The organism is Sulfuricella sp. T08 (assembly GCF_000971475.1).
Taxonomy (GTDB): Bacteria; Pseudomonadota; Gammaproteobacteria; order Burkholderiales; family Sulfuricellaceae; genus Sulfuricella.
Genome location: NZ_DF967524.1, coordinates 39946 through 52211 on the forward strand (window position 1 = coordinate 39946; position 12266 = coordinate 52211).

The following is a 12266-nucleotide window of genomic DNA, read 5'->3' on the forward strand; positions in this document are numbered from 1 at the left end:
GCGGTTTTTCTTGAGGCTGCGTGTACGTAGCCAGGCATCACATCCGTGCGGGTTCGAAGCTCGCGTCCAGATTCAGGTCGTCACAATAATCAAGGAAATTTCCACGCAGTGTGGGAATGTGAACGTCGGCATGAATGCCCACCGTCATGGTGACGGAAAACATGGATGTGCCAGTGTGTGGCGCCGGGTAAGTATCGGTCTGGAGTTCCTCGATATTGATGCCGTTCTTGGAGAAGAAAGCGGCCAGGTTGCGAACGATGCCGGGATGATCCATGGCCACCACTTCTACCCTGTAGGGAACCACTGGTTGCGTCCGTTCCCGTTGCTGGGTTCGTTTGTGGATGATAGAGAGCCCTAACTGATCGCCTAGCGCCCCCATTTGCCCTTCGAGCTTGGAAAGCGCGTTCCATGGACCGGAAAGCAACATGATCAGGGCGAACTGCCCGCCCAATACGGCCATACGGCTTTCTTCGATATTGCATCCGCTCTCGGCGATCTTGCTCGAAAGCCGATCGACAAGACCTATTTTGTCTTCGCCTGAAGCGGTGATCGCCAGATAATTATTTTGAGTGTCTATGTTCATGAGTTGCTGAAATACAATGGTTGAATGGGTTCCAGTGTAATACCCAAAACGATAATGTGCTAGTGAGAACGGGGGTACATAAAGAACCCCGGCATGCCGGGGTTCTTTATGTTTGCCGCAAGCTTACCTGATATGGATTCTTGAGGCTTGGGGGTCTGCGGTTACGCCAGCTTTGGTCAGAATAATACTTCTTTCGAAATGCCGTTGCGCATGAGAATGTGGCTCAAGGATTGCAGCGCTTCAAGCTGAATCTGGCGCACCCGCTCTCGGGTGATTTCGAGAGTCTCGGCAACCTTTCCCAGGGTGTGGGTTTGGTGGCCATTCAGGCCGAAGCGCCGCTCTACCACGCAGCGCTGTTTGCTTCCCAGTTCATCCAGCCATTGCTGTACGAGCGCCTCAAGCTGGGTCTGCTGCAACTGCACATCGGGCGGCAGGATGTTTTCGTCGGGAATCGCGTCACCCAGGGAGAGGCTCGGGTCGATATCCAGCGGCGTATCCAGGGATGCCATGCGTTCATTCAGGTTCAACACGTAGCGTACATCGGCCACCGGCTTGTCCAGCAAGAGCGCCACCTCTTCCGCGCTGGGCTCATCGCCTTTACGGGACTCAAGGTGACGGAACGCCTGCAGGCAGGTGTTCATCTCCCGGATTACATGCACCGGAATGCGGATGGTGCGCGACTGATTCATGATGGCGCGTTCGATATTCTGCCGTATCCACCAGGTGGCGTAGGTGGAAAAACGGAACCCTCGCTCAGGCTCGAACTTTTCCAGGGCATGTATAAGTCCCAGATTGCCTTCTTCGATCAGGTCCAGCAACGCCATGCCACGGTTGATGTAGTGTTTTGCGATGCTGACTACCAGGCGAAGGTTGCATTCGATCATGCGCTGGCGAGCATTGAAGTCGCCCTCTCTGACGCGGGTTGCAAGCTCACGCTCTTCCTTCGCTGTCAAAAGGGGGTTGCGCCCGATCTCATTGAGATAGATCATTGTGGCATCGCCTTGGTATTCGACGCTGCATGTTCCCATTCCGGACGGGAGTTCCATTAATTCTTCTGGCGGCTGAGTGGATTCTTCTTCCAGGATTTCCAGAATGCCATCTTCTTCCGGGTCGATTTTATTGAGAGTCATTGCGAACATGTTCTTTTCCTTATGTCTGTTCGTTCTTTGGAAATGCTCAGTGATTTTCTTCGACGTGCAGGAATCAGTCTACAGAAGTGGACGAAGACCTAGAATAAGGAGAGTACGTATTCTGTAGTAAGGAGAAACACGTATTTTGTAGTAAAGAAAATGCTTATTTCAGAGCCAAGATTTTGATACTGCAGTACAGGTCATTGGCAATGACAAGATGATATATTCGCTGTTCAAAACAGACTGGGGTGGTATTGGGAGGGCTGGTCATCGATTCCAATTGCTGCACTGTGGCAGGATTTGGCGTTATCAATTGTCGAATTGCTTACAGCCTATTGCACCAGGCCGATGTCGTGAGAAATTGCCATGAAGCTGGGTATTGACCTCGGGGGTACCAAAATCGAGATCATCGCTCTGGATGACGAAGGCGGTGAACTCTTGCGCCGGCGCGTACCTACCCCTCAGGGCGATTACTCCGGCACGTTGCGGGCAATTGCCGATCTGGTGCATCAGGCGGAAGCTGCACTCGGGCAGGTTGGAACGATCGGCATTGGTACGCCGGGTGCCATTTCCAGGGCCACCGGCCTGCTCAAGAATTCCAATTCAGTGCACCTCAACGGCCAGCCGATTGTTCAGGACCTGGAATCCTTGCTGCAGCGCAAGCTGCGGATCAGCAATGATGCCAACTGCTTTGCCCTCTCTGAAGCCACGGATGGCGCCGCTGCCGGTGCCGCGGTGGTGTTCGGGGTCATTATCGGGACGGGCACTGGCGCCGGCATTGTCGTTAACGGCCATGCCCTGACTGGCGCCAACGGCATCGCCGGCGAGTGGGGGCACAACCCACTGCCCTGGCCAGAAGGCGCGGAGCTTCCGGGGCCGGCCTGCTACTGCGGGCAGCACGGCTGCATCGAGACCTTTCTTTCCGGGCCGGGGATGATGGGAGATCATCAGCGTGTTAACGGTAAGAAACTCGACGCCGCAACCATCTCGGCACGGGCGGCGGGCGGTGATGTCGCGTGCGATCTGACCTTGCAACGCTATGAAAATCGCCTGGCGCGCTCGCTGGCTCACGTGATCAATATTCTTGACCCCGATATCATCGTGCTGGGTGGCGGTATGTCGAACATCCAGCGCCTGTACAAAAATGTGCCCAGGATTTGGGGGCGCTTTGTGTTTTCCGATCGGGTGGATACGCGACTGGTGCGCAACCGGTTCGGCGATTCCAGCGGTGTGCGCGGTGCCGCGTGGTTGTGGGAATGAGGTAGAAGTCAGGGCCAGGCTAGACAGGACTTGACTGGCGAACGATCGTTCACTACACTTCAACCCATGTCGAACGATCGTTCTTACCTGGACCAGCTCCAGGACTACTATGCCCAGCATCGGATCTTGCCTTCCTACGCTACCATGGCCGGGTTGCTCGGCCTCAAGTCGAAATCCTCGGTGGCGGCGCTGGTCGCACGCCTGAAGTTGCAGGACTTTCTCGAAGTCACGCCGGACAAGCGGCTCAAGCCGGGCGGCAGGTTCTTCGAACGCCTGCTTGCGGACAGTGTGCGGGCGGGTTTTCCCAGCCCGGCCAACGATGTCCAGCACGATATGTTGACCATCGACGAATATCTGGTCGAGCGTCCCTCGCAAACCGTGCTGGTGACAGTCAAGGGCGATTCCATGATCGATGCCGGCATCCATCCCGGCGACATCGTGGCGGTGGAGAAGAGGCCAGCCGCGAATGTCGGAGACATTGTCGTCGCCATCGTCGACAACGAATTCACCCTCAAATATCTGGAACGGGAAAAAGGCCAATTTGTTCTGCGCCCGGCCAACCCTGCCTACCCGATTATCCGCCCGACCGGATCGCTGGAGATTTTCGGCGTGGTGGTCGGCCTGGTCAGGAAATACAAATAAGGTGAGGGGTGAGGAGTAAGGGGTGACGGGAAAAAACAATTCACCACTATGGTTCTTTTGACCTTAACTTCTCACTCCTATCTCCTCACACGTTAATGCCATGCTCGTTACCGACTGGCCGCATGCCATCGCCCACGTCGATGCTGACTGTTTCTATGCTTCCTGCGAACTGGCGCGCCGCCCCGACCTGAGAAACCGCCCGGTGTGCGTCCTCTCCAGCCAGGACGCCTGCGTGGTGGCCAAGACCTACGATGCTAAGGCGGCCGGGATCAGCACCGGCATGCCGGTGTGGGAGGCGAAGAAGCGGCTTCCCCAAGCCGAGTACATCCCCGCCGATTTCGGCTATTACGGCCAGATGTCGGACAAGTTGTTCGCCATCCTCGCCCGTTTTTCGCCGGACATCGAAGTCTATTCCATCGACGAGGGTTTCATCGACCTGCGCGGCCTGCGCAGCCTGTGGCGCAAGGGCTACGGCGAGATTGCCAATGCCATGCGGAAAGCGGTCAGGCACGAAACCGGCATCACCGTTTCGGTCGGCGTTTCCGTCACCAAAACCCTGGCCAAGATCGCTTCCGAATTTAACAAGCCGGACGGCACGACTATTGTGCCGGGGCGGCGCATTGCCGAATTCCTGGCCCGCGTCAAAGCCCGCGATATTCCCGGTATCGGCGCCAACCGCGAAGCCTTGCTCGACAAGTTCGGGATAGTCACCGCACTTCAATTCATCGAAGCCGATGAAGCGCTGATCAGCAAGCTGATGGGCCGGTCGGGAACCGACCTGCGGCACGAACTGCGCGGTGAGCGGGTGTTTGCGCTGGAGCTGGAACCCCGCCTGCCGAAAAGCATCGCCCGCACCGCCTCCCTGGGGGAGATCATTGCCAGCCGTGAAACGCTGGCCGCCCACCTGACCCATCACACCACTCGCGTGGCGACGGAACTGGTGACGAAGAGCTACCTGGCAGCGAAACTGGCGGTGTTCCTGCGCCTGAAATCGTTCGACAGCACCAGCGTGGAAATCAGGCTCGACTACCCGACCAGTAGCTATTTTGTCCTGTCCAGAGCGGTGCAGGCGGCGCTGGAGCGGCTTTACCAGCCTGACCAGTGGTATCGCGGCTGCGGGGTGATCGCATCGGAGATCCGGTTCGTCGCCAGTGTGACTCCCGATCTGTTCGGCATCATGGAACAGGATGGACGGCAGGGCGCGCTGCTGGAAACGATGGATGCAATCAACGGCAAGTACGGCAGCGGTTCCGTGCGGATGCTTGCCAGCCTGCCGCTAAAAAGGCATGAAAAAGCCCGGCTCTTCAACTATCCTTTATTTGAAGTGGACTGATTGGGCGGGTGAAATGGTCAACGCATACTGGGAGCATTTTCCGCACCAGGCCGATATCGGCGTGCGCGGCGTCGGGCCGACACTGGCGGCAGCCTTCGAGCAGGCGGCGCTGGCGATGACTGCCGTGACGACCGACTTGGCGCTGGTGGCGCCTGCTGAATCCGTGGAAATTGCCTGCGAGGCGCCAGATGACGAATTGCTGCTGGTGGATTGGCTGAACGGCCTGATCCTGGAAATGGCGACCCGCCGTATGCTGTTCAGCCGCTTCGCGGTGACCCTGGGCGGACACCGCTTGCGCGCCACCGCCTGGGGCGAGCCGGTGGACGTGGCCAGGCATCAGCCGGCAGTGGAAATCAAGGGCGCCACCTACACCGAGCTCAAGGTGGGCAAAACTGAAACCGGGCTGTGGTTTGCCCAGTGCGTGGTGGACGTGTGACGTTATCCTAGAAACCTCAGTTGACCGCTCGACTGGATATTTACCAAAAGTAGGCGCCTCTAGGCGACACTGTGATTTAAAAAGAACTGTTTCATGATTTACCGTCTCACCCGGTTGGTGAGTCCGCTACGTGGCGGATTGCACGGTTTTTACGGCGCATGGCTGCGTTACAACGCCTTGGAATGGAATGACCATTCCGCGTTGTTGTGCCTTGCCCTGCACCCCAAAAACCGCACACTCCACCCCGTCCAACTAAGGTTTCTAGGATGGACCTTTCCCAGTTCGAACGCGTATCGGATTACGAGTGGCGCATCGCTCCGTTCGGCAGGATGCGCGTGCCGGCGGTGATCTATGCCGACAAGGCACTACTGCTTGAAATGGACCAGAAGGTTTACGAGCAGATCACTAATGTCGCCATGCTGCCGGGCATCGTCAAGGCCGCCTATGCCATGCCCGACGCGCACTGGGGCTACGGTTTCCCGATCGGCGGGGTGGCTGCCTTCGACCCCGGCGAGGGCGGCGTGATCTCCGCCGGCGGGGTGGGGTTCGACATTTCCTGCGGGGTGCGCACCCTGCATACCGGCCTGAAGGCCGCGGATCTCGCGCCGATCAAGCAGAAGCTGGCCGACCGTTTGTTCGCCCAAATCCCGGCTGGGGTGGGCAGCACCGGTCGTCTGCGCCTGGATGCGGCGGAAATGGATGCGATGCTGCGGGGCGGGGCTCAATGGGCGGTTAAACGCGGCTACGGCACCGAGGCGGATCTGAATCGTACCGAGGAACACGGCCGCATGCCCGGCGCCGAACCGGACAAGGTTTCGGAGCACGCCAAACACCGCCAGCGCGACGAGGTCGGCACGCTAGGTTCCGGCAACCACTATCTCGAGTTGCAGGAGATCGTCGAAATTTACGATGCCGAGGCAGCCGAGCGCTTCAGGCTGCACCCGGGCGAGGTCGTGGTCAGCATCCATTGCGGCTCGCGCGGGCTGGGGCACCAGATCGGCACCGAGTTCCTCAAGCAGATGGTGATTGCTGCGCCGGGCTATGGCATCCAGTTGCCCGACCGCGAACTCGCCTGCGCCCCGCTCGATTCCCCGCTCGGCCAGGACTACCTCGGCGCGATGCGCGCTGGGGTCAACTGCGCCTTGGCCAACCGCCAGGTCATCACCCATCTCACCCGCGAGGTGTTCACCGAAATCCTGCCGGGCAGCCATTTGACCCTGATCTACGACGTTTCGCACAACACCTGCAAACAGGAGCAACACACGGTGGACGGCAAGCCGCGCACCCTGTTCGTGCACCGCAAGGGGGCGACGCGCGCCTTCGGTCCCGGCCATCCGGCGCTGCCTCAGGATTTGCGCGATGTCGGCCAGCCGGTGCTGATCGGCGGCAGCATGGGCACGGCTTCCTATGTCCTGGTCGGCACCGCACAGGGCATGGAGCGCTCCTTCGGCTCGGCCTGCCATGGCGCCGGCCGCGCCATGAGCCGCCATCAGGCCACTCGCCAGTGGCACGGCAGCGATCTGGTGCGCGAGCTGGCAAGTCAGGGCATCCTGATCCGCAGCCCCTCGCTGCGCGGCGTGGCGGAGGAAGCGCCGGGCGCCTACAAGGACGTGAGCGCGGTGGTGGAGGCGGCCGATCGCGCCGGGCTGGCGCGGAAAGTGGCCAAACTCAAACCCTTGGCGTGCATAAAGGGATGAATGGGCGTACCTTCGTCGGCACCAGCGGCTGGGACTATCCGGACTGGTCGGACGGCTTCTATGGCGGCATTCCCCATAAGGACTGGCTCGCTTTCTACGCGCGTCATTTCAATGCCGTCGAGGTTAACGCCACCTTCTATCACCACCAGCGCAAAAGCACTTTCGAGCATTGGCGCGACCAGACCCCGGCGAATTTCACCTTCGCCATCAAGGGGCACCGCTATCTCACCCATGTGAAGCGATTGCTCGATCCGGAACAGCCGCTGCAGCAAAGCCGCGAGGCGGCAGCCGGCTTGGGCGGGAAGCTGGCCGTGATGCTGTGGCAGATGCCGCGCAGCCTGCACAAGGACATGGTGAGGTTGCAGAACTTCGCCAATGCCCTCGCGGCATGGCCGGAAGTGCGCCACGTCCTGGAATTCCGCCACGCTTCCTGGTTCGATGACGAGGTCGCGGTCTGCCTGTGCACCCATCGGATTGCCAACTGCTGGTCCGACGCCGCCGATTGGCCCTTATGGGATGCGGTCACCACCGATCTGCTTTACCTCCGCCTGCATGGGCATGCCCGCACCTATGCTTCAGCCTATAGTGATGGCGAGCTTGGCGACTGGGCCGAACGGGTGAGGGATTTGCAGGCGCAGGGGCGCGATGCCCATGTCTATTTCGACAACACCGCGGCCGGGGCAGCGCTGCACAATGCACTGAGGCTGAAGGAGATGCTGGGTTGAGCAAAAACGTCAATTCATTTGTTACAGAGTCACAGAAAAGTGGGGTTAGCAGGGATGGGTGGCTTTATCTCCCAACTCGAAAAACATGAGCCAGCCCTTGCTTGAAGGAAGCACTGAAGAGATCAAATTGACAATCAGGTATTCGCGTCATCATAAAACCGAATCTGATTGCCCCCGGCCTCTTTGCCTTGATACATCGCCATATCGGCCCACTTGATAATATCTTCCGCACTGGCTTCGTTTTTGATAAACAGCGCCAAGCCGATGCTCGATGTGCAATGATGCTCAATGCTCGTTTTCGCTTGCCCCTCATGCTGAATTTTTAGCACATAAGGCTCTGCCAGAGCGGTACGGATTTTTTCAGCGACGATGCTGGCTTGCGTGGCGGACTCGGCTTTATCTTTGTCCAGTTCGCTGAGCATTACCACGAACTCATCCCCGCCAAAACGGGCGACGGTATCAACCTCACGCACGCAACTGGTGAGGCGCTTTGCTACCTCTATCAGCAGCAAATCGCCCACATCATGCCCGTGCTTATCGTTGAGCGGCTTGAAATTATCCAGATCCAGGAACATCAGCACGCCATAAAGGCCGTTGCGCTTGCTGGCGGCCATGGTGTGTTCCAGACGGTCGTTTAGCAGGCGACGGTTGGGCAACTTGGTGAGTTCGTCATAGAACGCCAGATTGCGGATTTCATCCTCGGCCTGTTTACGTGCGGTGATATCGTGGGACACAACGACCACACGACTCGCCTTGCCCTGACTGTTTTTGATCAGCCCACCACAAGACTCCATGTGGCGGATGTCGCCGTTCGGCAGAACGAATCGGAATTCCGTCCGATGGCCGATGCCGGATTGTACGGTTTCCTTGAATATCCGTTCCAGATGCTCCCGGTCATCCGGATGTATCTCGGCAAAGGAGTCTGTGCCCTTCATGGCTTCGGTATTGCCAAAAAGTTTAGCGTATGAGGGACTGTTGTAGAGTCGTCGTCCTTTCAGATCGAGCACCGCGATAAAATCGTCGACGTTCTCGGTGATCATGCGAAAAAATTCTTCCTGCTCGCGCAGCGTTTCTTCCACCCGCTTATGCCCGGTGATGTCGGTCAGCACGGCACGCACCACTGGTTCCTTGCCATCTTTTCTCAGGAGCCTGCAATCCAACTGGGCGAAAAAGCGTGGCCCGTCTTCGCGCTGGAGTACTAGTTCACAAGTCAGTGGTTCGTCGTGTGTTAGTACGTTTAGAAAATCGCGATGCCAGTGGTCGCGGTCCTTAGTGGCAACGAAATGGGTGAAACGGCGGCGCAGTAGTTTGTTGCGCTCCACCCCGAGCAGCGTGGCGCCGGTAAGGTTGATTTCGTCGATCATGCCCTCGTGGTTGAGGGTGAGGTAACCGACGGGAGCAAAGTCATAGAAATCCACATAGCGGTCACGGGATTCCTCCAGTTCAATCTGGGACTGACGCAAGGCCTCATTCTGCATCTCCAGTTCGATCTGATGCACCTGAAGTTCGTGCAGGAGTTCCTCGTCGGGGCACTGCTTCAGCTTCGTCTTCGATACGCGTGCAAGTTGTGCCTCCGCTTCCTGTCGCAATTGCGTGGGATTTTTGTCGGTTCGTTTCATGGCCATGAAAACCTGATTTTGAGGTTCAATCTGCAAAACACTCCTTGTACACAAAGAGCGCTCTCATAGAGTGTTTACGCTGATTTACAGTATAGGTGATGGGGAGCATCCAGTGAATGCTCGTCCGTCCAGGTTATGCCTCAAACTTTTTCTGGGACTGTCCGTTAAAAAATTTACAGGCAAAAAAACAGTAGGGAGATCGCCATGAATAAGGAGCCGATGATTCAGAAGCTGATGCGCGAAATCGAGATGGATTTCCGTGTCTGGGGCTGATCGACCGGCTTAAATTCAACAACATCATGAAGTCGGAAGCGACCTTTTTTATTAAATGAGCATTACTTGACAAAGCATTTGAGGACTGATTCATCCACAATTTAGGTTGTGGCGAAAAATTTCAATCATAACATCATGATAAACCACGGGCTTATTGATAACTTATTGATTAATAACAACAAGAGTGTAAGCGCAGAATTTAGTCAAATTACTGTTCTTCCTTGTTTGAAATGGACTTGCAATGTATCTATACAGCTTATACACAACCTTATCCACAGCTTATGTGGAAGGTTTGTTTGTCAATAAGGGTTTCCCCTAAATCGACATTTAACCGATGACATCGGTTAAGTAATGGCTGAGTTCCGTCATGGCGGCATATTCGGATGCGGCAATCCCGGCCTTGCTGAAATCTAGCGCATCCGGGTAGCCACTGGCAGTCTGGGCTTGCATCTTGGCTTCTCTACACCAGTCTTTTGCCCATGTTGCAGAGGTGGCCAGATCATCCGGCCCGAATTGGCTGATTGCCTGCTGTGCCGCCTGCCAGAAGCCGTTGCGGGATAGTGCGGTGTGAATATGCGCGATTTCAACCTGGTTACTCAGCCCAATCGCTTTGGCCAAGTCGTTCGCATTTTTGGCGAGAATTTTTTCGCGTGTTGTGACCACATGCTTTTCGATGATGGCCTTGACTGCCTCATAAGCAGGAGTGTAACGATCTGCTGGGCGGACAGTGGAAGAAATAAAGGACTGCAGGGTGATCAGCGCAGCCAGGGCATGACTGGTGTTGCGCGCTTGTTTGATGGCTTCCAGGCACTGGATTTCGGCAGTATCAGGCGTGAGCAGCAGGGCGATTTCGTTGTGTTCAGCCACCGCCTACCTTCCGCTGATTATGGTCGAGATCAATTCATCATTATCGGCATGCTCGATCAGGATGCGCTTGACTCTGTCCTGCCAGAGCAGACCGAACCTGCTCCGTTCTTCCGCATTGGCAACGCCCATCATGGCTTTTTGCATCAGTTCCTTCATGTCAGGGGAGGGGCTAATCAGCTCCGGATGATAGGTTGTCTCCACATTGATTCCGGTATCCAGACGGGTGTAGCGAATCTCGCCGGTGATGCTGGCATTGAAATGCAGCAGGTTACGGCGGTCGAATTTTCCACCGATACCCTTGAAGCCGCCGGACTGCGCGGCGCCAGTGAGAAGGCTGGCGACATTGGCGATTACGCCAGTCACGCCGTCAGCCTGACCATCACGGAATGAAACCTGGATTGCACCCCGTACCGGCAGTTCGCCGCCATAAAGGCTCGCCAGTGCCTTGCGCGTCATCAGGTAGGCGCCCGCCACCGTGGGGCAGGAGTGCCCGGCCAGCTTGACCGCGTCGAGATAGTTGTATTCGACGATTCCTTTTTCTGCCGCGCCCAGAAATTCGGAAAGCGGATCGTAAAGGGTGATTTTGGGGACGTCATTATAGAAACCCGGGGTGTTCATCATGGTCATGCTTCTCCGAAATAGGCTTCCAGCGGTTTTTTGCGGAGCCAGATTTTCCACAGGTCGGTTCGGCTGACTGAAAAAGATCTGGCCTGCCCACTATCGAAAGCATAGAGCGTCAATCGGGAGATTTTGTCGCGGGACAGTGCCTGCCGCAGCGGCCAAAACCAGTCTTTTTCCAGGTGCAACAGGGTTTCGCGCCAGAGGTGGACATCGCCGTACAGAGCAGGGGTGCGCAGCGCGTCGAGAACAACCAGATGATGCGATCTGCCTTGGGTGGCATGCAGCCATTCCACAGCAGTCTCCGGCACATTGGCGCAGGGGGTGTCGGTGGCGGCCGCAAGGCCACGGGTCAATGCGCTGTCGGCCCAGATATGGACGAAATGGGGGGTCAGGTTAGACGGTAGAACTCCGCCGCCCCAGGGCCAGATGCTATTCACCGGCAGCAAGCCGCGCTCCTCCCTCGCCTCGTTAACTGGATGGCGGTGCAGCAACATCTGGGTTTCATTGAGGATGCTGTGCCAGCGTTTGCCGTCAGGACCGCTGGGCAGAATATTCCGGATATTCCTGCCAACGGCAGTTTCCAGAGAATGGGTTTTCAGGTGGGCGGGGGGGTGAGCCAGGCGCAAATGCCAGTGGCCTGCCCGGGTCGGAAAGAAGCTCAGACCCTCATCGGCGAAATGCTCGTTAAGGGCGGCAGTCAGGCTGTTTGCCTCTTCTTGCGTGATATCCAGGTTGCCGGAATCCGCGAGCACCAGCCGGTCGCGTTGCAACTGCAGGTGCACGGGCTCTGCCAGCAGCCAGAAATCACTTCCCGGGTTGCCGCCGTTCGCCAGCAGGGTAAAGGCTGCTACCGGCCAGTCGTGACGTTTCTCGACGCCAAAGGTTCGGCACAGCCATTCATCCATGCTGCCATCCGGAAGCGTCTTCTGGCTGCCGCGCGCCAGCAACGTCACCAGAGCGGGCAGGGATAAATCCCGTAGCGTGTTTCTGGTTTCGGGGCGGAAGGGCGGAAACAGGCCCGGAATGAGAAGATGGCAGTGCATTTAGTGAGTAGGTTATCATCAGACTGGCAACAGGCCA

Annotated in this window: 12 protein-coding genes; 6 read left to right on the forward strand and 6 right to left on the reverse strand. The window is 57.3% G+C overall.

Annotated features, from left to right (window positions below; translation table 11 throughout):
- Positions 1-37: 37 nt before the first annotated feature.
- Both SCT_RS02585 and rpoS read right to left on the reverse strand, forming a co-directional pair.
- On the reverse strand, positions 38-583 hold the full coding sequence (locus SCT_RS02585; RefSeq protein ID WP_059418666.1) for a glycine cleavage system protein R: 546 nt from the start codon (positions 581-583) through the stop codon (positions 38-40).
- 176 nt (positions 584-759) lie between these two features.
- Entirely contained in the window at positions 760-1722 is a 963-nt protein-coding gene (rpoS, locus tag SCT_RS02590) for an RNA polymerase sigma factor RpoS (RefSeq protein WP_059418668.1), read from the reverse strand.
- A 357-nt stretch (positions 1723-2079) separates the two neighbouring features.
- On the opposite strand from rpoS, the gene SCT_RS02595 reads away from it, so the two are divergent.
- The 6 genes from SCT_RS02595 (at position 2080) to SCT_RS02620 (ending at position 7806) form a co-directional block, all read left to right on the forward strand.
- Entirely contained in the window at positions 2080-2973 is an 894-nt protein-coding gene (locus SCT_RS02595; RefSeq protein ID WP_059418670.1) for an ROK family protein, read from the forward strand.
- 66 nt (positions 2974-3039) lie between these two features.
- On the forward strand, positions 3040-3615 hold the full coding sequence (locus SCT_RS02600; protein WP_059418673.1) for a LexA family transcriptional regulator: 576 nt from the start codon (positions 3040-3042) through the stop codon (positions 3613-3615).
- 100 nt (positions 3616-3715) lie between these two features.
- Positions 3716-4948, forward strand: a complete 1233-nt coding sequence (locus SCT_RS02605; RefSeq protein WP_059418675.1) for a DNA polymerase IV — start codon at positions 3716-3718, stop codon at positions 4946-4948.
- Between the two features lie 13 nt (positions 4949-4961).
- Positions 4962-5384 (forward strand): archease, encoded by a 423-nt coding sequence (locus SCT_RS02610; protein WP_059418677.1) that lies wholly within the window; start codon positions 4962-4964, stop codon positions 5382-5384.
- A gap of 266 nt (positions 5385-5650) precedes the next feature.
- A complete protein-coding gene (locus tag SCT_RS02615) occupies positions 5651-7081 on the forward strand; it encodes an RtcB family protein (RefSeq protein ID WP_059418680.1) in 1431 nt (476 codons plus the stop codon).
- Entirely contained in the window at positions 7078-7806 is a 729-nt protein-coding gene (locus SCT_RS02620) for a DUF72 domain-containing protein (protein ID WP_059418684.1), read from the forward strand. The genes SCT_RS02615 and SCT_RS02620 overlap by 4 nt, the downstream gene beginning before the upstream one ends.
- Positions 7807-7940: 134 nt before the next feature.
- Here the strand turns inward: SCT_RS02620 and SCT_RS02625 are convergent, their stop codons facing one another.
- The 4 genes from SCT_RS02625 to SCT_RS02640 form a co-directional block, all read right to left on the reverse strand.
- Complete coding sequence (locus SCT_RS02625) at positions 7941-9425, reverse strand: sensor domain-containing diguanylate cyclase (protein WP_159107872.1); 1485 nt, start codon at positions 9423-9425, stop codon at positions 7941-7943.
- Positions 9426-10025: 600 nt separating this feature from the next.
- Positions 10026-10565: a hypothetical protein gene (locus SCT_RS02630; RefSeq protein ID WP_059418692.1), complete on the reverse strand. Its 540-nt coding sequence runs from the start codon at positions 10563-10565 to the stop codon at positions 10026-10028.
- A gap of 3 nt (positions 10566-10568) precedes the next feature.
- A complete protein-coding gene (locus SCT_RS02635; RefSeq protein ID WP_371257723.1) occupies positions 10569-11186 on the reverse strand; it encodes a hypothetical protein in 618 nt (205 codons plus the stop codon).
- A 2-nt stretch (positions 11187-11188) separates the two neighbouring features.
- Positions 11189-12229 (reverse strand): hypothetical protein, encoded by a 1041-nt coding sequence (locus SCT_RS02640; RefSeq protein ID WP_059418695.1) that lies wholly within the window; start codon positions 12227-12229, stop codon positions 11189-11191.
- Positions 12230-12266: the final 37 nt, after the last annotated feature.